Genomic DNA, 21,776 nt, shown 5'->3' on the forward strand with positions numbered 1-21,776 from the left:
CTATCTAATCTATTCAGTGAGGGGGACAGCGCCCGCCGCTGCATCAGTAAAGTGCGCAGCGGGCGCTTCGTCTTTGAGTCGTTCTCGCGGATTAAGCGGCCAGTTCTTCCTGGTTCGCCTTCTTCGCGCCGATTTCGCCCAGTGCACGCTTGTATTCCGTCGGGAACACCTTCACGAACTGGCGGCGTGCCGCGTCCCAGTTTTCCAGCAGCGCCTTCGCACGCGGCGAGCCGGTGAACTGGAAGTGACGCTCGACGAGTCCCTTGAGCAGCGCTTCGTCGGTCTGGCCTGCGTGCCACAGTGCACGGTCGACCGTGCGTTCCTGTTCGGCCTGTTGCAGGACCGGATCGAGCGCGACCATCGACTTGTTGCACTTGCCGGCGAAGGTGCCATCCGGGTCGTACACGTAGGCGATACCGCCCGACATGCCCGCCGCGAAGTTACGGCCCGTTTCGCCGAGCACCACCACCGTGCCGCCCGTCATGTATTCGCAGCCGTGGTCGCCCGTGCCTTCGACGATGGCCGTCGCGCCCGAGTTACGCACCGCGAAACGCTCGCCCGCCACGCCGCGCAGGAAGGCTTCGCCTTCGAGTGCGCCGTACAGCACCGTGTTGCCGCAGATGATGTTTTCTTCGGACTTGCCGCGGAAGTCGTTGGTCGGACGGATGATGATGCGCCCGCCCGACAGGCCCTTGCCGACGTAGTCGTTGCCGTCGCCCACCAGATCCAGCGTGATGCCGCGAGCGAGGAACGCACCGAAGCTCTGACCCGCCGTGCCCTTCAACTGGATGTGGATCGAGTCTTCCGGCAGGCCGTCGTGGCCGTACTTCTTCGCGACCACGCCCGAGAGCATCGCGCCAACCGTACGGTTGACGTTGCGCACCGGCTGGATGAACGAGACGTGCTCGCCCTTTTCGATCGCATCCTTCGCCTTCTCGATCAGCGTGTGATCGAGCGCGCGGTCCAGACCGTGGTCCTGCGTATCGACGTGCTTGCGTGCGACTTCTTCGCCCACCGACGGCTGATAGAACACGCGCGAGAAGTCCAGACCCTTGGCCTTCCAGTGTTCCACGCCGCGGCGCGTATCGAGCAGATCCGCACGGCCGACCAGATCGTCGAACTTGCGGATGCCCAGTTGCGCCATGATTTCGCGCACTTCTTCAGCGATAAAGAAGAAGAAGTTGACGACGTGCTCGGGCTGGCCCGAGAACTTCGCGCGCAGCACCGGATCTTGCGTCGCCACGCCAACCGGGCAGGTGTTCAGGTGGCACTTACGCATCATGATGCAGCCCTGCACGACGAGCGGCGCCGTCGCAAAGCCGAATTCGTCCGCGCCGAGCAGCGCGCCGATCACCACGTCGCGGCCCGTCTTCATCTGGCCGTCGGCCTGCACGCGGATACGGCCGCGCAGCTGGTTCAGCACCAGCGTTTGCTGCGTCTCGGCCAGACCCAGTTCCCACGGCGTGCCTGCGTGCTTGAGCGACGACAGCGGCGATGCGCCCGTGCCGCCATCGTGACCGGCGATCACGACGTGGTCGGCCTTGGCCTTCGCCACGCCCGCTGCCACCGTGCCCACGCCCACTTCCGAGACCAGCTTCACCGAAATCGACGACGCCGGGTTCACGTTCTTCAGATCGTGAATCAGCTGCGCCAGATCTTCGATCGAGTAGATGTCATGGTGCGGCGGCGGCGAGATGAGACCCACGCCCGGCACCGAGTAACGCAGCTTGCCGATGTACTCCGAAACCTTGTGGCCCGGCAACTGACCGCCTTCACCCGGCTTCGCGCCCTGCGCCATCTTGATCTGGATCTGGTCAGCCGACGACAGATACTCCGCCGACACGCCAAAGCGGCCCGACGCGACCTGCTTGATCTTCGAACGCAGCGAGTCGCCATCCTTGAGCGGGATGTCCTTGACGACTTCCGGCCCGATGATCGACTGCATCGTGTCGCCGTTCTTGATCGGAATGCCGCGCAGTTCGTTGCGGTAGCGCTTCTCGTCTTCGCCGCCTTCGCCCGTGTTCGACTTGCCGCCGATGCGGTTCATCGCGACTGCCAGCGTGGCGTGCGCTTCCGTGCTGATCGAGCCGAGCGACATCGCGCCAGTCGCAAAGCGCTTGACGATTTCCTTGGCCGGTTCAACGTCGTCGATCGAGATCGCGTTCGACGGGTTGATGCGGAATTCGAACAGGCCGCGGAAGGTCATGTGGCGCCGGGTCTGATCGTTGATCAGGTGCGCGTATTCCTTGTACGTCTGATACGAGTTGCTGCGCGCCGAGTGCTGGAGCTTGGCGATCGCGTCCGGCGTCCACATGTGGTCTTCGCCGCGCACGCGGAATGCGTATTCGCCGCCTGCGTCGAGCATGTTGGCGAGAACCGGGTTGTCGCCGAATGCGTCGTGGTGCAGACGGATCGCTTCTTCCGCCACTTCAAAGAGGCCGATACCGCCAACCTTCGACGCCGTGCCCTTGAAGTACTTGGCGATCAGATCGTCAGCCAGACCGACGGCTTCGAAAATCTGCGCGCCGGTGTACGACATGTAGGTGGAGATGCCCATCTTCGACATCACCTTGAGCAGGCCCTTGCCCACTGCCTTGGTGAAGTTGTAGACAGCCTTGTCAGCCGACAGGTCGCCCTTGAGGCCCGTGGCCATCTGCGCGAGCGTTTCCATCGCGAGGTACGGGTGCACGGCTTCCGCGCCAAAGCCCGCGAGCAGCGCGAAGTGGTGCGTTTCACGCGCCGAACCCGTTTCCACGACCAGACCCGTGCTCGTGCGCAGACCATGCTGGACGAGGTGCGAGTGGATCGCCGACGTAGCCAGCAGCGCGGGAATCGCGACGTTATCGCGGTCGGCCTTGCGGTCCGACACGATCAGGATGTTGTAGCCCGACTTGACAGCATCGACAGCTTCCGCGCACAGCGACGCCAGACGCGCTTCGATGCCTTCCTTGCCCCAGGCCACCGGATAGCAGATGTTCAGCTCGTAGCTGCTGAACTTGCCGCCCGTGTACTGCTCGATCGCGCGGATCTTCGCGATGTCCTTGAAGTCGAGCACCGGTTGCGACACTTCCAGACGCATCGGCGGGTTGATGTTGTTGGTGTCGAGCAGGTTCGGCTTCGGGCCGATGAACGACACCAGCGACATCACCATGTTTTCGCGGATCGGGTCGATCGGCGGGTTGGTGACCTGCGCGAACAGCTGCTTGAAGTAGTTGTAGAGCGTCTTGTTCTTGTTGGACATGACCGCCAGCGGCGAGTCGTTGCCCATCGAACCCACGGCCTCTTCGCCCGACATCGCCATCGGCGCCATCAGGAACTTGAGGTCTTCCTGGGTATAGCCGAACGCCTGCTGACGGTCGAGCAGCGCGGCGGCTTCGGTGCGCGCGGTCGCGACGTCTTCCGCCTTCGGCTCGATCTCGTCGAGCTTGATGCGCACGGCGTCGATCCAGCTCTTGTACGGCTTGGCGTTGGCGAGGTTGTCCTTGAGTTCCTTGTCGTCGATGATGCGGCCGTGTTCCATGTCGATCAGGAACATCTTGCCCGGCTGCAGGCGCCACTTCTTGACGATCTTCGATTCGGGGATCGGCAGCGTGCCGGCTTCCGACGCCATGATGACAAGGTCATCGTCCGTGACGATGTAGCGCGCCGGGCGCAGACCGTTACGGTCGAGCGTCGCGCCGATCTGGCGGCCGTCGGTGAAGGCGATCGCGGCGGGGCCGTCCCACGGCTCCATCATCGCGGCGTGGTATTCGTAGAACGCCTTGCGGTTCTCGTCCATCAGCGTGTGCTGTTCCCAGGCTTCCGGGATCATCATCATCATCGCGTGGACGAGCGGGTAGCCGGCCATCACCAGCAGTTCGAGGCAGTTGTCGAACGAAGCCGTATCCGACTGGCCCGGGTAGATCAGCGGCCAGAGCTTGGGCAGGTCGTCGCCCAGCACGTGCGAGGCGATCGCGCCGGTCCGGGCGTTCAGCCAGTTCACGTTGCCCTTCACGGTGTTGATTTCACCGTTGTGGGCAATCATGCGGTATGGGTGAGCCAGTTCCCACGCCGGGAACGTGTTCGTGGAGAAGCGCTGGTGCACGAGCGCCAGTGCCGACACCACGCGCTCGTCCTGCAGGTCGCGATAGTACACGCCAACCTGACCTGCCAGCAGCAGACCCTTGTAGACGACCGTGCGCGCCGAGCACGACGGCACGAAGTATTCCTTGCCGTGCTTGAGCTTGAGCGCCTGGATGCGGTGGCTTGCGGTCTTACGGATAATGTACAGCTTGCGTTCGAGCGCGTCCGTGACCATCACGTCCTTGCCGCGGCCGATGAAGATCTGGCGGATCAGCGGCTCGCTGGCCTTCACGGTGGGCGAGATCGGCATGGTGTGGTCGACCGGCACATCGCGCCAGCCCAGCACCACCTGACCTTCTGCGCGCACCGTGCGTTCGAGTTCCTGTTCGCAGGCCAGACGCGAGGCGTGTTCCTTCGGCAGGAAGATCATGCCGACGCCGTACTCGCCGAACGGCGGCAGCGTCACGCCCTGGCGGGCCATCTCTTCACGGTAGAACGCGTCCGGAATCTGGATCAGGATGCCCGCGCCGTCGCCCATCAGCGGATCGGCGCCAACAGCGCCCCGATGGTCGAGGTTTTCGAGAATCTTCAGGCCTTGCTGAATGATTTCGTGGCTCTTCTTGCCCTTGATATGGGCGACGAAACCGACGCCGCAGGCATCGTGTTCGTTTTGCGGGTCATACAGACCTTGCGCGGCGGGCACCGCGGCGCGCTGCAGGTGATCGTTCATGGGGACACCGTCCTAGAGGGGCCAGGGGAATGGCCGTTGATTCCGTACTTTGTTTTCCCGCCGCTTGCGTGACCGCTGTACGGCGTTGCGCGGGCGATGCTGGCTTCCCGCGTTGTGCGTCCAGGAGAGCCGAAAGGCGAATATACGCGACGAATCAAGGGCATGCAAATAAAACCGTATGTTTAGACCCCGATTATCGTCATGGTGCATTGCGGTGTATTTTTATTGGGGACGCATCGTTAAGGGGCAAAAGAAAACGGCATCCGTGGATGCCGCTTCTGTTCATAAATCTTTGATCTAAAAGGGGATCAGTGCGTACCGGTGCCGGGCTTGTGTTCGTGATGGCCGGGCGTCGCGCCCGAACCACCCGCCGAGCCTGCCGGCGACGAACCCGCAGAATGGCCGCTCGAACCACCCGTATTTGCCCCTGGCGTTGCGCCGCCACCACTACCGGAAGGACTAGTGGGGTGGCCTGCCGCGTTCGATCCGGGCTGGGCACCCGATGGCGACGATGAAAAGGGGCCTGATGATCCGGCATGCGGGGCGCCCTGCCCGGCAACGTGGCCACCTGCATTGCTGCCCGTCGCCACCGTCCCCGTCCCGCCGCTCGTCGTTCCAGCCGTGGCCGAGGGCGCTGCGCCGATCGCACCGGCAGTACCCGCCTGCGCAGCCGGCTCGCGCACCTTGCGAGGCCGTCCGCGCGGCAGCGGCGAGACGCGGCGGTTCGCTGTGCGCGAAGCCCAGTCGCGATAGGTATCGCTGCCGAGCACCCAGCCCTTGAGCGTGGCCTGCATCAGCTGATTGGTTTCGCGCTCGTCGAACGGCTGCTCGCAGAGTTCGCGATAGGCGCGCTGCCGCTCGAACGGCGTATTGCCGAGCGCCCAGTAAAGCGGATGGTCGGTGATGAGGCTGTCGACCGTGAGCCCGATGTGATGCCGGTAGCTCGACCAGCGATAGTCCTCGGCCGCCGCGACGAGGCCGCTGCGCACCGGCGCGAGTTCGACCACGCGGCTCGCCAGCAGGAAGAAGCGCTCGCCCTCGATGACAGTCGCGCGGTAGCGCCCTTCCCAGAGCGTGCCGCGCCGCGCGTAACGACGGTTGAAGTGGGCCACATAGCGCCTGCCGACTGCCTGCATCGCCTTGGGAAGGCTGGCTTCGTCGGACGGCGTGACGAGCAGTTGCACCGCGCCGGGCATCAAAACCCAGGCATGCACCGCAAGGTGGTGATCGCGCGCCGCTGCCTTCAGGCAGTCGATGAACAGTTCGTAGTCCTGGTCGTCGACGAATGCGGGCTGCTGATCCAGTCCGCGCAGAATCACATGCTGCGGCTGGTCGGGAACATAAAGACGTGCAAGCCGTGCCATGCTCGATTTTCCTGGTCCGTTGGTGAATACCCGCAGACCCGCCCAGGCCGCGCCAGCGCTTGTTCTCGCGGGCATTGCAGCTTGAGCGGAGACTTCGCGGCGCTTAGGGAAAAAGCTCTAACGGTCGCATATGGTTTGTTGCAAACGTTGTGTTCATAATGAGCGGGCCTTTAATGGAGGAGCACATATATGAAATTAAAACAGGCGCTGGCAGCAGTCGCCGCGCTCGCCTGCATGTCGGGGGCTCACGCGCAAACGGCCAACACGTTCTACGTTACAACGGGGTGGTTCCATTTCAGTCCGCAGGACAGCAGCGACGCACTGAAGATCGACGATGTTGGCGGCCGCTCCGTCAACCAGGCCTTTCCGGGCACGGGTGCCGGCATTAGCAGCTCCGACACCTTTGGCCTGAGCCTTGGTTACTTCGTCACCGATCACCTCGCCACCGAATTCGAACTGGGCGTTCCGCCCAAATTCGACCTGGACGGCGCAGGCTCGCTCAGCACCTACGGCAAGCTTGGCTCCGCCAGACTGTGGAGCCCCGCGCTGCTGTTCAAGTACTACTTCAACAAGCCTGAAGCGAAATTCCATCCGTACCTGGGTATCGGCGTCACGCACGTTTCGTTCTCGGACGCAAAGATCACCAACAGCAACTTCATCAATAGCCCTGCCCTTGGGGGTCCGACCAGCGTTTCGACGGACAGTTCCTGGGCGCCGGTGTTCAATGTCGGTTTTAACTACAACTTCACGAAGCACTGGTTCGCGGGCTTTTCGGTCTCGTACATTCCGGTCAGCGTGATCGCGACGCTCAATACCCAGAAGCAGACTCAAGTGGGCGTGATCTCGCAGAAGGCCGAAGCGAAGATTCACCTTAACCCGCTCGTCACGTACCTGAAGGTCGGTTACATGTTCTGAAGCGGCTTGCGCTTGCGGCACGCGCTGGCGCATTCCCGTTCCGCTGCCTCGCCGCCGACCGTCCCGCCCTCGCGGAATCCAACGGTTGGCGGCCTCTTCCCCACCCTGCCGCACATCCTCTTACTTCAGCACTGGTTGTTCCTGACAACCGGATCGGTTTTTCTTGATTCTATGCCTCTGGGAAAAACCGTGCTGTCCCCGTAATCATTTGTCGCAAACAAAGCGTAACGCAAGCCCGGGAAAGCCCGCCACATCGCCCCGGAAAGCCGCGCCAGTCGGGCCTGTCCGATTTTCAGCTGCGCACCCTCGCGCTTCAGGCACCCGATTTGCGCAATACTCAGACTCCTTCTCGAGCGTCCTGCCCTTTTTTGCGCGGACGCCGCGAGCCCCAGAACCTGAGATTGCCAAAACGGAGCCATTCATGAGCGCATTCCCGAACACGCGAGACGCCCTCGGAGAATCCTGGACCCGCACGGGTCGCCATGCAAAGCGCATTGCGCGCCGCGGCCGCAGCGCCGCCGCCGATATCGCCGACGAGCTGCGAGACCTGCTCGGAGAGCTGGAAAGCACCTTGGGCGAAGGCACCCAGGCCGACGCCCAGGCCCTGCGCGCCGACGTGCGCAAGCGCCTCGACGCCGCGCGCGAACGCCTCGAAATCGCCCGCGTCAACGCGCGCGAGCGCGCCGGCGAGGCGATGGACAATGCGGACGATTACGTGCACGCCAATCCGTGGCAGGCGATCGCCATCGTGGGCGGCGTCGCGCTGGTCGCAGGCGCTATTCTGGCGCGCTGGCGCTAAGGATTTCAGCCCAAAGACTGGACCGCGCGCCGTAGCGGCTGGCCACGCTCAGCCGTCGAGGGCGTGCGGTCCGATCAGATCGATGCGATCAGTGCAGATCGTGTCCACGCCCCAGAGCGCCAGCTCACGCGCGCGCTCAAGTTCGTTGACCGTATAGGCAAGGACGAAAAGCCCTGCTTCCTTGATACGCGCGACGAGCGCCTGATCCAGATGCCGATGGTCCGCGTGCAGCGACACGCAGACAAGCGCTTCCGTCTGCGCGCGCCAGTCGTCGGGCACGCGCTCGAACAACAGGCCGCGCGGCAGATCCGGCGCAGCCTCGCGTGCGGCCGCCAGCGCTTCGAACGAGAACGACGACAGCAAAGGCGGCTGACCCGGCGTCTTTTTCCACAGCTTCGCGGTTTCCGCTGCAACGATGCGCCCCGTGTCCTTGTCCCGCCCCACACAGGGCTTGATCTCCACATTCGCCGCCAGCCCTTCCTCGCGGCAGCATTGCGCCGCCTCCGCGAGCGTCGGCATGTGCTCGTCCTCGAAACGCGGATCGCACCAGCTACCCGCGTCCAACGCCGCGATCTGCGCATACCGAAGCTGCGCCGCCGCGCCGCGCCCGTTCGAGGTGCGCTCGACCGTATCGTCGTGCAGCAGGAAGGCGATGTTATCGGCGGAAAGCTTTGCGTCGAACTCCACCATCGTGTGCCCGAAGCCTGCGCCTACGCACAGGCCCGCAAGCGTGTTCTCGGGCGCGAGTGTGCCGCCGCCACGATGCGCGGCGACGCGCGGATACGGCCAGGATTTCATCGATAAAACTCCAGTGGAACGCGGGGGCAGATGCCGCTACACGCCGCTAGACGCCGTCAGACTTCATCGGAAACGACGAACAGCCGCCGATACTCCTTGAGCGCGTAGCGGTCGGTCATGCCCGCGATGTAATGCGCGATCAGGCGCGGCTGCGTTGCCGGATCGTGCGTCTTCTGATAGGCGGGCGGCAACAGGCGCGGATCGTCGCTGAACGCGTCGAAAAGGCCTTTGACGACGCGCTGCGCCTTGTTCGCCATGCGCATCACGCGATAGTGGCGATACAGGTTGCGATAGAGAAAGCGCTTGAGCGCGGCCGCCTGTGCGGCGACGCGCTCGCTGTGCGCGACCAGCGGGGGCGCGGCGCGCACATCGTCGAGCGACTTCGGCGCGTGTTCGGCGAGGTTGCGGCGAGTCTGGTCGATCAAATCGACGATCAGCGTATTGATGATGCGTCGCACGGTCTCGTGCACGAGCCGCCGCCCGTCGATCTGCGGATATTCGGCGCGCGCGGCCTCGCAGTGGGTCTGCCACAGCTCGACTTCGGCCAGTTGCCCGATGGCGATGAGACCGGAGCGCAGGCCGTCATCGACATCGTGATTGTTATAGGCGATCTCGTCGGCGATATTGGCGATCTGCGCTTCAAGCGACGGTTGACGCCCAAGCAAAAAGCGCTCGCCCAGTTCGCCGAGCTGGCGCGCATGCTCGCGCGAGCAATGTTTGAGGATGCCCTCGCGCGTCTCGAAGCACAGGTTCAGCCCGTTGAACGCGCCATAGTGCTCCTCCAGCTCGTCGACCACGGCGAGACTCTGCAGGTTGTGCTCGAAGCCGCCGTGGTCGCGCATGCACTCGTTGAGCGCATCCTGGCCCGCATGGCCAAACGGCGTGTGGCCCAGATCATGAGCCAGCGAGATCGCTTCGACGAGGTCTTCGTTCAGACGCAGATTGCGCGCCACCGAGCGCGCGATCTGCGCCACTTCGAGGCTATGCGTGAGCCGCGTGCGAAAGAGATCGCCCTCGTGGTTCACGAACACCTGCGTCTTGTATTCGAGCCGACGAAACGCGGTGGAATGCACGATGCGGTCACGGTCGCGCTGGAACTCGCTGCGCGCGGCGGGCGGCGCTTCGGCAAAGCGGCGGCCGCGCGACTGGGGGGAGTGCGCCGCGTAGGGCGCGAGACCGGTTTCGAATTCGGATCCGGCTGCGTCGGATGAAGGCGCGGTTGCGTCTGCCTTGTTGCCAAGGGTGTCAAGGGTGTCGCTGCGGGTGTCGCTCAACGGTTCCTCCGCACGGATCGCAAAGTGGACGGCTGCGGCTTCGTCGCCTTGTGGGCCTGGGCCGTCGTTCAGCTCAAGATCGGAACTACATCGGCACTGCGTTGTTTGCCCGCCGTACCGGGTATGCACAGCCACGGCGAGCAGGCGCTCCGGTTCGTTTCAGTGCTTGACGGTGGCCGCCAGCGTGGCTTGCACGGCCTCGTCGGGCGCGAGACCGATATGCGTCTCGCCAAATCGCTTGAGCAGGATGAACTTGATCGCGCCGCCTTCGGCCTTCTTGTCCACCTGCATCAGTTCGACGTAGCGATCCGCACCGAGCGCCGGGCCGACATCCGGCAGATGCGCAGCCTTCACCACGCTCACCAGCCGCTCGCGCGAGGCTTCGTCGAGCATGCCCATGCGCACCGACAGATCGGCCGCCATCACCATGCCGCAGCCCACGGCCTCGCCGTGCAGCCACTCACCGTAGCCGAGGCCCGCTTCAATGGCGTGACCGAAGGTATGACCGAAATTGAGGATCGCGCGCAAACCGCCTTCGCGTTCGTCTGCGGCCACCACCGAAGCCTTGATCTCGCACGAACGCTTGACCGCGTGCGCGAGCGCAGCGGGCTCGCAGCGGTTGAGCGCTTCGACGTTGGCTTCGATCCAGCCGAAGAAGTCCGCGTCGGCGATCGCGCCCGTCTTGATGACTTCGGCCACGCCCGCCGCCAGTTCGCGCGCCGGCAGCGTGCGCAGCGCGGCGATATCGGCGATCACGGCCTGCGGCTGGTAGAACGCACCGATCATGTTCTTGCCGAGCGGATGGTTGATGCCGGTTTTGCCGCCCACCGACGAATCGACCTGCGACAGCAGCGTCGTCGGCACCTGGATGAAGGGCACGCCGCGCATGTAGCAGGCCGCAGCGAAGCCGGTCATGTCACCCGTCACGCCGCCGCCCAGCGCGATCAGCGTGGTCTTGCGGTCCGCGCGCGAGCTCAGCAGCGCGTCGAAAATCTGGTTGAGCGTTTCCCAGTTCTTGAACGCTTCCCCATCGGGCAGCACCACGGTGTGCACATCCTTGCCGAGCGGCGCGAGCGCGGCGCGCAGTTTCTCGCCGTACAGCGGCTCGACGACGGTGTTGGTGACGATCGTCACCGACTTGCCGGCGATATGCGGCACGAACAGCGCCGTCTGGCCGATCAGGTCGGAGCCGATATGGATGGGGTAGGCGCGGTCGCCCAGTTCGACGTTGACGGTAATCATGCCAGGCAGTAGTTCAAAGTGTGGGGCGCTTCGGTGCCGGATCAGCGGATCGCCGGTACGCCGGATCGCAGAAAACGCTATTCGCTCGCCGGCGAGCGAAGGACGCCAGCCATGTCGAGCTGCATCAGCACCATGTTGACGAGACCGTTCACCGAAGGACGGCCCGTCTCGATCACGAAATCCGCGACTTCGCGATAAAGCGGATCGCGCTGCTCGTAGAGCGCTTCGAGGCGTCCTTTGGGATCTTCGGTCTGCAGCAGCGGCCGGTCCTTGTCGCGGCGCGTGCGCAGCCACAAGTCATGCGGATGGGCGCGCAGATAGACGACGAAGCCGCGCTCTCTGAGCGCAGTGCGATTCTCGGGCCGCAGCACCGCGCCGCCGCCCGTCGCGAGCACGATGCCTTCGCGCGCGCTCAGCTCTTCGATCATCTGGGCTTCGCGGTCGCGAAAACCCGCCTCGCCTTCGAGTTCGAAGATCACCGGGATGCGCGCGCCGGTGCGTGCTTCGACCTCGTGATCGGAGTCGAAAAACGGACGCTCAAGCCGGCGCGCGACCGCACGGCCCACGGTCGTCTTACCGGCGCCCATGAGCCCTACGAAAAAAACATTGGCGTTTGCGTCCCGCACTTGCAGCGTTTCCTACAAAAGATTGGTGCAGCAGCTTACTGGCAAAGCGGCGGCGTTGTCGAGCCTGCGGACTGCACGGTCGGCCCCCTTTCGGCCATCCTGCGCAGCTTTTCCCTATTTTGGGGCCGAATCACGCGCGATGTGCGCACGAGCATCGCTCATTGCGCGCTGACCACGCGCGGCGTGATGAAGACGACCAGTTCGCTACGTTTGTCCCAGTGTGCGCGATGCGAAAAAAGCACGCCCAAAACCGGTATTTTGCCCAGGAGCGGCACGCGCGTCACATCATCCCGATCATCGCTTGCGTCGATACCGCCAATCGAGACCGTTCCGCCATCCTCGATTTCGACGCGCGTCTGCACATGTTTGGTGTTGATCGCCGGTCCTGCGGCGGTCTGCTCGCCCACGCTGTCCTTGGCCACGTCGAGGTCGAGAATCACGCGGCCATCGGGCGTAATCTGCGGCTCGACCTCCAGTTTCAGGCTGGCGCGCCGGAATTGCACGCCCGACACACCCTGCCCGACCTTCGCCTGATAGGGCAGTTCGGTGCCCTGCTCGACCACGGCCTTGGTGCGATCGGCGGTGACGACGCGCGGACTCGACACAACACGCCCGCGCCCTTCGGCTTCCAGCGCACTCAACTCGACATCGAGTAGACGTGTGGCGCGCGCCGCCAGCAGGGTAAGGCCAAGCTGCGCGGCGGCAAAACCGTTCAGCGCGCCCGCGCCGAGGTCGAAGACCTGGCCGGCGCTGTTCGCGCCGCCCTCGCCTGTGCCACCGCGCAGCCCGCGCGCCGTGCCATCCACGCTGGTCGGACTGACACCCAGTCGCACGCCCAGCTCGCGCGAGAGACCCACATCCCCTTCGACGATGCGCGCTTCGATCAGCACCTGGCGCGCGGGCGCGTCCAGACGCTGGATCAGCCCCGCGATCTGGTCGAGCCGCGCGGGCAGATCGGTGACGAAGAGCAGATTCGTGCGCGTGTCGGCCACGGCGGCGCCGCGCTTCGAGAGCGCGCGCTGCGTGCCGGAGCCAGTCAGCAGTTTGCGCAGATCCTCGGCGCGCGCGTACTGCAGCTCGAAGGCGCGGCTCGCGAGCGGCTCCAGATCGGCTGCGCGCGCATGCGCCTCGAAGCGCTGACGCTCGCGCGCGGCAAGCTCGCTGGACGGGGCGACCCAGAGAACATTGCCGATCCGCTCCAGCGCGAGTCCGTTCGAGGCCAACAGCAAATCGAAGGCGGCGCGCCACGGCACGCGGTCCAGCCGCAGCGTGACCTGGCCGCGCACCCGTTCGCTCGCGACGATGTTGAGCTTCGTGAATTGCGCGAACGTATGGAGCACCGAGGTGAGTTCGGCGCGCTGGAAGTTCAGCGAAATCGGCCGATCGGGCGGCAATCCGTCGCTAGCGGCGCTTGCGTCGCTCAGGCGCGCCACCGCGGGAAGCGGCGTCGGCGGCCCTTCGAGCGGCTCGGCGGCGGGCCGCGCCGCGGCGGTTTCCGGTGGCGGCGAAGCGGGCACGACGGCGGCGGCGCTTACCCCAGCGGGATCGTCATCAGCGCCTTCGGTAAAGGGATTCGCCACCCAGCCGGTCGTGGCCACGGGCTCACCTGCGGGCAAAGGCGGCGCTTCGTAGCGCGCAACCGGCAGCGACGCCGACTGCCACGCGGGAGGCGGCGCGGGCACCGCCGCCTGCAGCATCGAGGCCGCCAAGGCCAGAGCCGCCACGAACACCGGGGCAAACGCACGCCGCACCATCATCGCTTCTCCTGCGCCCAATCCAGCGTCTGTATCGCGCCATCGACCGAGAGCACCACGCGCGCCGGCGTCACCTGAAGCACGCGCGCGCCGACGATCGTCGCGCCAGCCTGTACTGCCGTCGTGCCCTCGGCTGTCTCGATAAGCGCGACGGCGCGTCCGCGCTCTGCCAGCGTGCCCGCAAGGCGCAGCGCGCCGTCGCCCTTCTCACCTGGACTGCTTCCGGAACGCTCCGAAAATGGATCGACGGATTTGCCGGTCTCGTTTGCATCACCCGCAAACGCAACGGCGGGCAAGCCGTCGAACACCTGCAATTGCGCCGAAACCGCGAGACCGCTTGCGCTGCGCCGCAGTGAAAGCGCCATCGGCACCGCGAGCTCGGGCAGCTCTGCGAGACCGTCGAGGAAGCCTCTGAGCTGCGCGAAGCTGCCTTGCGCCACGAGCCTGGTGGCGCGAAATGCTTGTGCCTTCCCGGCGTCCGGCGTCACGGGCTCAAGCGCGATCAGGGCGAGACCGGCCTGCGCGGCGAGTTGCGAGACATTGCGCATGTCAGAGGCGGCGCTGCCCTTATGCGGGCGCTGCGGCCAGTCGCGCGCGTCGATGCGCAAGGCTGGCAGGCGCGCCAGCGTCTGCCGCGCCGCGACCTGCCGAGCCTGGGCGTCGGCCAGTGCGACGTGCGCGGTCTGGGCCCCGCCCACATCCGCAGCGATGTACGCAATGGCCGTCAGCACCGCTGCCAGACAGCCCAGCGTGAGCGCCACGACAGCGCGCCGCCGCGTGCTCCACGCATGCAGAGGCCGCCAGCCGTGCAGCAGCGCCGCCCTCACTTCGCCAAGGGGCGCGCGGGAGAAAGGTGGCTCGCTCATGCGCGGCACATCTGAACTCAAATCGCTCATTTCGCCTCCTTCACGCCGATGCTGCGAGCTGCATTCGTCGTGTTCTGCCCGCTCAGCGCCGCGCCCTTCCAGACGAGTCGAGCAGCGATATGGATCGGTGCGCCGCCTGCCGCAGCGCTCGACGTGATACGGGTCTGCCTGGTTTGCGCTTCGCGCTTGAGCTCACGCACGTTGACGGCCTCGATGTCCCGCAGCGCATGCAGGCGTTCGAGCCACGCCGCCGCAGCCGCTTCATCGGCGGCGCTGGCCTGCAGCTCGGTTTCGTCGGCGTGCTGTATGAGTTGATCGAGCACCACGCCTTCCGTGCGAACGCGGGCAAGCGCGTCGATCAGCGCGAAAAAATGGCTGAGCGGCTGCGCCTTTTGCTGCGCCTCGCGCCACGCGGCGTGACGCTCATCGGCTTCGCGCGCGAGCCTGCGCGCCTCGCGCAGCGGCGTACCCCACTGTGCGAGTTGCTGCTCGATTTGCGCGCGCCGCGCATCGGCCTGAGTTCGCTCGAACGCCTGCCAGCCCGCGGCGGCGGCGCCCAGCGCCGCGCCGATCAGCAGCGCGGCCAGCCATTCGAGCGCGCGCCGTCTGCGCAACCGTCGTGCAGCGGCAAGCCGCCACGGCAATAGATTGAATCCGTCCCACGCGAAGACCTTCGCAGGCGCACTCATTCGTGCACCCCGCGCATCGCAAGCCCGAATGCCACCGCGCAGGCGGGGTCGTGCAGCAGTTGAGCGTCGAGCGGGAAATCAGCATCGGCGAGCGGCGCGCATTCGAACGGCAGCACTGGGCAGCCAAGCACATCGCCGATATCGGCTATCGAAAAATGCACGCCCTGAAGCAAGCCCACGTCGCCAGCCACAATGGCGCAGCCGGTCTGCTCGCTACCCGCCAGATCGCGCAGCGCCTCGACCAGGTCGGCGTGCTCCAGCGCCGGGAAATGCATGGTGCGCGCGATGCTGTCGTCGGCCACGAACCAGCCGTGCACGCCGTCAGCGCCCACCCAGAGCGCGGCCCATGGCTCGTGCGGCGGCAACTCGAAGGCGGCGGCGTGGCGCATCGCGCGCAGCGCAGCGTGGGCTTCGTCGTCCATCACGCACAGCGCCACGCCCGCCATCGCCGCACACTCGATGCGCGACTCCAGATAGGCGCGCGCGGTGGCCGCAATCATCACCTTCGCTTCGTGCGTACTGGCGACGCCGCAGTCCATGGCAAGCGGACCGACGCGCCAGTCCACGGAAAGCTCATGGCGCTCGATGCCGGCCACGCGCTCGGCTTCGGCCAGCACGAGCGGCTCCAGTTCGGTGAAGAGGCCCGAGACGTCGGCCACGAAGGGGGCGCCGGCGATGCCGGGTGGCCGGGGCGATAAGCGCGCCAGCGGCACCGACGCCATCAACGTGGCCCCCGTGGGCAGCGCCATCGCGCAGCGCAGCGCTGCTTCGGCGCAGGCGCGCGGCATCGCGCCGAATGCCGCCTGCAACGCCGTCACCAGCGCGGCGCGATCGACGATCTCCGCTCCCGCGAGTGCCTCGCGCGCCAGCGGCACGCGCCCGAGCCATTCGATGCGCAGCGGGCCGCCGCCGAACACGCGCTGACTCAGCACGACCAGCGTGACGCCCCGTGCGTGCACATCGACGCCCGCCGCGTAACGGCGCGCCCCCAACAATAGCGGATTGAGCAGGCCCATCGCCTTCCTCCCTCATGCGTGGCGCCGCGAACGATTCGCGGCGCGCCCTGGGAGAAATTGTGCGAAGCGGCGCCATTGCCGAACACTCGGCCAGATGGCCAATCTTTGCGCCCGGCTCGTGCCCTCGGCCTTCTCGCGCATTCGAGACACAGCTAGAGTGCGTCTATATCCCAATCCCAGTGCCTTCGCAGTCCCCACGCACCGCCTGCCCCACACGCCGCGTCCGGCTTTCCAATGCGTAAGCGTTCCGAAAGCACGCGAGGGCGGGCGGCTATAATCGCGGGACTGTTTTTTCGGTGTCCGTATGCAAGAAGCCCCGCCGCCCTCGTCCGTTCCGCCGTCCACGCCGCCCGAACCCACCGCGCCGAAGAAGCGCCGCCGGCCCTGGTGGGCGCGGCTGCTGATCGGCTTCTTCGTATTGATCATGGGCGCCGTCGCCAGCGTGGCGCTGGTGCTGGGCTATGCGTTGATCGTCGCCACGCCCAATCTGCCCTCGCTCGACGCGCTCACGGATTACCGCCCCAAGGTGCCGCTGCGCATCTACACGCGCGACCACGTGCTGATCGGCGAATTCGGCGAGGAGCGGCGCGATATCGTTCATTTCCAGGACGTGCCGGGCAATCTCAAGAATGCGATTCTCGCGATCGAGGACGCGCGCTTCTATGAGCACGGCGGCGTCGATCTCACCGGCATCGCGCGCGCGGGCATCGTCGCGCTGACCAACGGCCACGCGTCGCAGGGCGCGAGCACGATCACCATGCAGGTCGCGCGCAACTTCTTCCTGTCGAGCGAAAAGACCTACACGCGCAAGGTCTACGAGATGCTGCTCGCCTACAAGATCGAGTCGAAGCTCTCGAAGGACCAGATCCTGGAGGTCTACATGAACCAGATCTATCTGGGGCAACGCGCCTACGGCTTCGCCAGCGCAGCGCGCGTGTACTTCGGCAAGGATCTGAAGGATTTGACGCTCGCCGAATGCGCGATGCTCGCGGGCCTGCCCAAGGCGCCATCGGCGTATAACCCGGTCGTCAATCCCAAGCGTGCCAAGGTGCGTCAGGAGTACATCCTGCAACGCATGCTGGAGCTGCACTACATCACCCAGGCACAGTACGACGAAGCCGCGGCGCAACCGCTCGTGGTCAAGGGCCAGGGCAAGGAATACAGCGTGCACGCGGAATACGTGGCCGAAATGGTGCGTCAGATGATGTACGCGCAGTACCACGAAGAAGCCTACACACGTGGGCTGAACGTGGTCACCACCATCGATTCGGCCGATCAGGACGTCGCCTACCGCGCGCTGCGCAAGGGGCTGATGGATTATGAGCGCCGTCATGGCTATCGCGGCCCCGAGGCCTTCATCGACCTGCCCAGCGACGCCGACGACCGCGAACAGGCCATCGACGACGCCCTGCTCGAACATCCCGATAACGGCGAACTGGTCGCAGCCGTGGTCACGGCGGCGAGCCCCAGGGAAGTCCAGGCGACTTTCATGGACGGCAACACCGCCAGCATCAACGGCGACGGCCTGCGTTTCGCGCAGTACAACCTGAGCACGCGCGCGCAGCCGAGCCAGAAGATCCGCCCCGGCGCGATCATCCGCGTGGTGCGCAACAACGACGGCGCATGGTCGATCACGCAGTTGCCGCAGATCGAGGGCGCGTTCGTTTCGGTGGTGCCGCAGGACGGCTCGATCCGCGCGCTGGTGGGCGGCTTCGACTTCAACAAGAACAAGTTCAACCACGTCACCCAGGCGTGGCGTCAGCCGGGTTCGAGCTTCAAGCCCTTCATCTATTCGGCGTCGCTCGACAAGGGTCTCGGGCCGGCCACCATCATCAACGACGCGCCGCTGTTCTTCAGCGCCGCCGAAACCGGCGGCCAGGCGTGGGAGCCGAAGAACTACGGCGGCGGTTTCGACGGCCCGATGTCGATGCGCACCGCGCTCATGAAGTCGAAGAACCTCGTGTCGATCCGCATCCTCAACCACATCGGCACGAAGTACGCGCAGCAGTACATCACGCACTTCGGTTTCGATGCCGACCGCCATCCGGCCTATCTGCCAATGGCGCTGGGCGCGGGCCTCGTCACGCCGCTGCAGATGGCGGGCGGCTATGCGGTGTTCGCCAACGGCGGCTATCGCGTCAATCCCTACCTGATCGCCGAAGTCACCGATCAGCGCGGCGCGGTGGTCGCGCAGGCGCAGCCGCTGGTGGCGGCCGAAAACGCCCCGCGCGCGATCGATCCGCGTAACGCCTACATCATGAACAGCTTGCTGCAGAGCGTGGCGCAGCGCGGCACGGGCGCAAAGTCCAACGTCCTCAAGCGCACCGATCTGGGCGGCAAGACCGGCACCACCAACGATTCGCGCGACGCCTGGTTCGCGGGCTACCAGCACACGCTCGCGGCCATCGCGTGGATCGGCTACGACAATCCGCGCAGCCTGGGCGACAAGGAAACCGGCGGCGGCCTCGCCCTGCCCGTGTGGATCGAATACATGCAGAAGGCGCTCAACGGCGTGCCCGACTACAAGATGCCGATGCCCGACGGCATCGTCACCCTCGGCGACGAACTCTATTACGCCGACGCCACGCCTGGACGCGGCTTCGTCTCGACGGTCGGCATCAGCCAGGCGGCGCTGGAGGCGGCCGCCAGCGGCGGATCGGCTTCGGGCGGCGAAGGCGATGCAGGCGCGGCGCCCGCGCCGGAGCAGGTCAACGCCAAGGAGAAGGAAGACATCATGAATCTGTTCCGCGGGCACTGAATCCCTCCCGCTTGAAACACGCAACACGCACCACGCAGAAACGAAAAACGGGCGCCCAGAAGAGGTGCCCGTTTTTTCATCGACGCGATCAGTGCGCCTGTCAGTGCGCCAATCAGTGCGCCTTTACGGCTTGAACGTCACCGGCTCGCCCGCCTGCTCCGTCGAGTACGCGGTGAGCGCGGAGAAAAACTCGGTGCCCGTGCGCGTGTCGAGCCATTGACCGTCGATGAAGCGGTAATGGAAACCGCCTGCTTTGGCGGCGATCCAGATCTCTTTCATCGGCGGCTGAAGATTGACGATGATCTTCGTACGATTCTCGAATTCGAGTGTCAGAACATTGCCGCTGCGTTCGAGTTCGATGTCGGCATCGGCCTCGTCCACAGCGCGTTCCACCGCCGCCAGCACGGCCTCCGCGCGGCTCAGGTAGTCACTATCTGCCATGCTAAACTCCACCAGTTAATCAATCAGGGACAATTATGCGTGTCAATTCCCGGATGCGCGCACGGGCATCCCGCGTTTCGACGTCCGCCGCGATTCTAGCCGCTTTCGCGCTTGGCGCAGTGTCGCTCACGGGTTGCGGCCAGAAGGGCCCGCTCTACATGCCGAACGTGCCGCCGATGCCGCAGAAGCCCAATTTCGAGACCCAGCCCGCGCCCGACGATCAGGCACGCGCCGCCTCGGACGCGCAGGTGGGCACGATTCCCGACACCTCGGGCACGCCGCTCTCGCTGTCCCCGGACCCCGAACTGAACTCCGTACCGGCATCGGCCGCCAGCGCAACGCCGGCTTCCGCTGCCGCGCCGGCGCAGTGAGCGCCGCAGCAAGCGCTTGCTGAGCCCCAACATCCGCAACCCGATCTCCGCATGACCCAGCCCGCTTTCCACCGCGTCGACGGCCAGTTGTTCGTCGAAGGCGTCCCCGCCGCCGATCTCGCCGCGCAGTACGGCACGCCGCTCTACGTCTACTCGCGCGCCGCGCTCACGGGCACCTGGCACGCCTACGCCTACGCCTGCGCGGGCCGCCGCGCCACCGTGCACGTCGCGGTCAAGGCGAACAGCAATCTTGCCGTGCTCAACGTGTTCGCGCGCGAAGGCGCGGGCTTCGACATCGTCTCGGGCGGCGAACTCGCGCGCGTGCTGGCAGCGGGCGGCAAAGCGCAAAACACGGTGTTCTCGGGCGTGGGCAAGCATGCCGACGAAATGAAAACCGCGCTCGAAGCGGGCGTGAAGTGCTTCAACGTCGAATCGATTCCCGAACTCGACCGCCTGAACGCCGTCGCGGGCGCGCTCGGCAAGAAGGCGCCGGTGTCCCTGCGCGTGAATCCGGATGTGGACGCCAAAACGCACCCGTACATTTCCACCGGCCTGAAGTCGAACAAGTTCGGCATCGCGTTTGAAGACGCGCGCGCGACTTACCGCGCGGCGGCGGCCATGCCGAATCTGCACGTCGTGGGCATCGATTGCCATATCGGCTCGCAGATCACCGAAGTCGCGCCGTATCTCGACGCCATCGACAAGTTGCTCGAACTCGTCGACCAGATCGAAGCGGACGGCATCGCGATTCATCACGTCGATGTGGGCGGCGGCCTGGGCATTCGCTACGACGACGAAACGCCGCCGGATATCGGCGCGTTCGTGCGTACCGTGCTGGACCGCATCGAGGCGCATGGCGCGAAGACCGGCAAGTCGCGCGAAGTCTGGTTCGAGCCGGGCCGCTCGCTGGTCGGCAACGCGGGCATTCTGCTCACCACGGTCGAATTCCTGAAGCCGGGCGCGGAAAAGAACTTCGCCATCGTCGATGCGGCGATGAACGATCTGGCGCGTCCCGCGATGTACGAGGCGTATCACGCGATCGAAGCCGTCGCGCCGCGCGCGGACGAGGCCAGGACGTGGGATATCGTCGGCCCGGTATGCGAGAGCGGCGACTGGCTGGGCCGCGACCGCACGCTCGCGATCGAAGCGGGCGACGTGCTGGCGATCCGCTCGGCGGGCGCCTACGGTTTCACGATGAGCTCGAACTACAACACGCGCCCGCGCGCGGCGGAGTTGCTGGTCGACGGCACGCGCGTACACGTCGCGCGTGAGCGCGAAACCGTGCAGCAACTTCTGGCGGGCGAACATCTGCTGCCGGATTGAGCGTTTGCGCCACGCCATGAAAAAGCGACGCCCTGAGCGTCGCTTTTTTTATCGGATGAAACTTCAGCTCGCCTGTCGCGCCTTGATCCGCGCCATCAGCCAGACGGCCAGCCGCCAGCCGAGCAGCGCCAGCATGATCGCGCCATAGATCTTCGGCAGCACCAGATCGTGCTTGCCCGCCTTCATCCACCAGAAATGCAGGATCGCCAGCACGCCGATCGCGTAGATCAGTCGATGCAAGGACTGCCAGCGGCGGCCGAGCTTGCGCACCATCGCTTTGGTCGACGTCGCGGCAAGCGGAACCAGCAGCACGAAAGCCGCAAAACCCACCGTGATGAAAGGCCGCTTGCCGACATCCTTGAGCATCGCGGCCACGTCGAACCACTTGTCGAACCAGATGTAGGTGGTGAAGTGCAAGGCCGCGTAGAAGAACGCGTAGAGGCCCAGCATGCGCCGAAATCGCAGCAGCGCGTTCCAGCCCGTGAGCCGGCGCAGCGGCGTGACCGCCAGCGTGATGCACAGGAACACGAGCGTCCATAGACCCGTCGAGCGCGTGATGAACTCGATCGGATTCGCGCCCAGCCGGTCCGTGACGCCAAAGAACACGATGCGCGCGAGCGGATACCACGCCGCGACGAACACCGCGACTTTCGCCCAGCGCTGCCAGCGCGGCCCAGTGGTCGCGGCAGCCGCCTGAGGGCGTCTGGCCGTGCGTGCAGGTGTGGTCGTCGTTTCCATCGTCTTGCTC

General features: G+C 65.5%; 16 protein-coding genes and 1 pseudogene. 5 read left to right on the top strand and 12 right to left on the bottom strand.

What is annotated here, in order from left to right; translation table 11 throughout:
- Positions 1–91 precede the first annotated feature (91 nt).
- Both F4827_RS26150 and F4827_RS26155 read right to left on the bottom strand, forming a co-directional pair.
- A complete protein-coding gene (locus F4827_RS26150) occupies positions 92–4,792 on the bottom strand; it encodes a glutamate synthase-related protein (protein WP_183728902.1) in 4,701 nt (1,566 codons plus the stop codon).
- Between the two features lie 674 nt (positions 4,793–5,466).
- Positions 5,467–6,156 (bottom strand): annotated as a pseudogene (locus tag F4827_RS26155) (transposase); the annotation flags it as partial.
- 189 nt (positions 6,157–6,345) lie between these two features.
- Here F4827_RS26155 and F4827_RS26160 point away from each other — a divergent pair.
- Both F4827_RS26160 and F4827_RS26165 read left to right on the top strand, forming a co-directional pair.
- Positions 6,346–7,071, top strand: coding sequence for an OmpW family protein (locus tag F4827_RS26160; RefSeq protein WP_183728905.1), 726 nt, complete (start codon positions 6,346–6,348; stop codon positions 7,069–7,071).
- Positions 7,072–7,492: 421 nt separating this feature from the next.
- Complete coding sequence (locus F4827_RS26165; protein ID WP_183728908.1) at positions 7,493–7,870, top strand: YqjD family protein; 378 nt, start codon at positions 7,493–7,495, stop codon at positions 7,868–7,870.
- A 48-nt stretch (positions 7,871–7,918) separates the two neighbouring features.
- On the opposite strand, the gene ugpQ is transcribed toward F4827_RS26165, so the two are convergent.
- The 8 genes from ugpQ to pilM form a co-directional block, all read right to left on the bottom strand.
- Positions 7,919–8,668, bottom strand: coding sequence for a glycerophosphodiester phosphodiesterase (gene ugpQ, locus F4827_RS26170; RefSeq protein WP_183728911.1), 750 nt, complete (start codon positions 8,666–8,668; stop codon positions 7,919–7,921).
- 56 nt (positions 8,669–8,724) lie between these two features.
- The gene (locus F4827_RS26175) at positions 8,725–9,942 is read right to left on the bottom strand and encodes a deoxyguanosinetriphosphate triphosphohydrolase (protein WP_183728914.1); all 1,218 of its coding nucleotides are present in this window, start codon (positions 9,940–9,942) and stop codon (positions 8,725–8,727) included.
- Between the two features lie 159 nt (positions 9,943–10,101).
- Positions 10,102–11,184: a 3-dehydroquinate synthase gene (aroB, locus tag F4827_RS26180; protein ID WP_183728918.1), complete on the bottom strand. Its 1,083-nt coding sequence runs from the start codon at positions 11,182–11,184 to the stop codon at positions 10,102–10,104.
- A gap of 77 nt (positions 11,185–11,261) precedes the next feature.
- Positions 11,262–11,816, bottom strand: coding sequence for a shikimate kinase (locus F4827_RS26185; protein ID WP_183728996.1), 555 nt, complete (start codon positions 11,814–11,816; stop codon positions 11,262–11,264).
- Between the two features lie 152 nt (positions 11,817–11,968).
- The gene (gene pilQ, locus F4827_RS26190; RefSeq protein WP_409258859.1) at positions 11,969–13,564 is read right to left on the bottom strand and encodes a type IV pilus secretin PilQ; all 1,596 of its coding nucleotides are present in this window, start codon (positions 13,562–13,564) and stop codon (positions 11,969–11,971) included.
- The gene (locus tag F4827_RS26195; protein WP_183728925.1) at positions 13,564–14,460 is read right to left on the bottom strand and encodes a hypothetical protein; all 897 of its coding nucleotides are present in this window, start codon (positions 14,458–14,460) and stop codon (positions 13,564–13,566) included. The genes pilQ and F4827_RS26195 overlap by 1 nt, the downstream gene beginning before the upstream one ends.
- On the bottom strand, positions 14,457–15,119 hold the full coding sequence (locus F4827_RS26200) for a PilN domain-containing protein (protein ID WP_183728928.1): 663 nt from the start codon (positions 15,117–15,119) through the stop codon (positions 14,457–14,459). Before F4827_RS26200 ends, F4827_RS26195 begins: the two co-directional genes overlap by 4 nt.
- The gene (gene pilM, locus F4827_RS26205; protein WP_183728931.1) at positions 15,116–16,135 is read right to left on the bottom strand and encodes a type IV pilus biogenesis protein PilM; all 1,020 of its coding nucleotides are present in this window, start codon (positions 16,133–16,135) and stop codon (positions 15,116–15,118) included. The genes F4827_RS26200 and pilM overlap by 4 nt, the downstream gene beginning before the upstream one ends.
- Before the next feature lie 304 nt (positions 16,136–16,439).
- On the opposite strand from pilM, the gene F4827_RS26210 reads away from it, so the two are divergent.
- Positions 16,440–18,893, top strand: coding sequence for a penicillin-binding protein 1A (locus F4827_RS26210; RefSeq protein WP_183728934.1), 2,454 nt, complete (start codon positions 16,440–16,442; stop codon positions 18,891–18,893).
- 123 nt (positions 18,894–19,016) lie between these two features.
- Here F4827_RS26210 and cyaY read toward each other — a convergent pair whose 3' ends face one another.
- Positions 19,017–19,334, bottom strand: a complete 318-nt coding sequence (gene cyaY, locus F4827_RS26215; protein ID WP_167065745.1) for an iron donor protein CyaY — start codon at positions 19,332–19,334, stop codon at positions 19,017–19,019.
- A 35-nt stretch (positions 19,335–19,369) separates the two neighbouring features.
- On the opposite strand from cyaY, the gene lptM reads away from it, so the two are divergent.
- Together lptM and lysA are read left to right on the top strand one after the other, a co-directional pair.
- Complete coding sequence (gene lptM, locus F4827_RS26220) at positions 19,370–19,705, top strand: LPS translocon maturation chaperone LptM (protein WP_183728937.1); 336 nt, start codon at positions 19,370–19,372, stop codon at positions 19,703–19,705.
- Positions 19,706–19,756: 51 nt separating this feature from the next.
- Positions 19,757–21,028, top strand: coding sequence for a diaminopimelate decarboxylase (gene lysA / locus F4827_RS26225; RefSeq protein WP_183728940.1), 1,272 nt, complete (start codon positions 19,757–19,759; stop codon positions 21,026–21,028).
- Between the two features lie 63 nt (positions 21,029–21,091).
- Here the strand turns inward: lysA and msrQ are convergent, their stop codons facing one another.
- The gene (gene msrQ, locus F4827_RS26230) at positions 21,092–21,766 is read right to left on the bottom strand and encodes a protein-methionine-sulfoxide reductase heme-binding subunit MsrQ (RefSeq protein ID WP_183728943.1); all 675 of its coding nucleotides are present in this window, start codon (positions 21,764–21,766) and stop codon (positions 21,092–21,094) included.
- Between the last annotated feature and the right edge of the window lie 10 nt (positions 21,767–21,776).

It is taken from the genome of Paraburkholderia bannensis (assembly GCF_014200455.1).
GTDB lineage: Bacteria > Pseudomonadota > Gammaproteobacteria > Burkholderiales > Burkholderiaceae > Paraburkholderia > Paraburkholderia bannensis_A.

Excerpts from the sequence above, each read along its gene's own strand:
- F4827_RS26150 (WP_183728902.1), bottom strand. The coding sequence starts at position 4,792 with ATGAACGATCACCTGCAGCGCGCCGCGGTGCCCGCCGCGCAAGGTCTG.
- F4827_RS26160 (WP_183728905.1), top strand. The coding sequence starts at position 6,346 with ATGAAATTAAAACAGGCGCTGGCAGCAGTCGCCGCGCTCGCCTGCATG.
- F4827_RS26165 (WP_183728908.1), top strand. The coding sequence starts at position 7,493 with ATGAGCGCATTCCCGAACACGCGAGACGCCCTCGGAGAATCCTGGACC.
- ugpQ (WP_183728911.1), bottom strand. The coding sequence starts at position 8,668 with ATGAAATCCTGGCCGTATCCGCGCGTCGCCGCGCATCGTGGCGGCGGC.
- aroB (WP_183728918.1), bottom strand. The coding sequence starts at position 11,184 with ATGATTACCGTCAACGTCGAACTGGGCGACCGCGCCTACCCCATCCAT.
- pilQ (WP_409258859.1), bottom strand. The coding sequence starts at position 13,564 with ATGGTGCGGCGTGCGTTTGCCCCGGTGTTCGTGGCGGCTCTGGCCTTG.
- F4827_RS26195 (WP_183728925.1), bottom strand. The coding sequence starts at position 14,460 with ATGAGCGATTTGAGTTCAGATGTGCCGCGCATGAGCGAGCCACCTTTC.
- F4827_RS26200 (WP_183728928.1), bottom strand. The coding sequence starts at position 15,119 with ATGAGTGCGCCTGCGAAGGTCTTCGCGTGGGACGGATTCAATCTATTG.
- pilM (WP_183728931.1), bottom strand. The coding sequence starts at position 16,135 with ATGGGCCTGCTCAATCCGCTATTGTTGGGGGCGCGCCGTTACGCGGCG.
- F4827_RS26210 (WP_183728934.1), top strand. The coding sequence starts at position 16,440 with ATGCAAGAAGCCCCGCCGCCCTCGTCCGTTCCGCCGTCCACGCCGCCC.
- cyaY (WP_167065745.1), bottom strand. The coding sequence starts at position 19,334 with ATGGCAGATAGTGACTACCTGAGCCGCGCGGAGGCCGTGCTGGCGGCG.
- lptM (WP_183728937.1), top strand. The coding sequence starts at position 19,370 with ATGCGTGTCAATTCCCGGATGCGCGCACGGGCATCCCGCGTTTCGACG.
- lysA (WP_183728940.1), top strand. The coding sequence starts at position 19,757 with ATGACCCAGCCCGCTTTCCACCGCGTCGACGGCCAGTTGTTCGTCGAA.
- msrQ (WP_183728943.1), bottom strand. The coding sequence starts at position 21,766 with ATGGAAACGACGACCACACCTGCACGCACGGCCAGACGCCCTCAGGCG.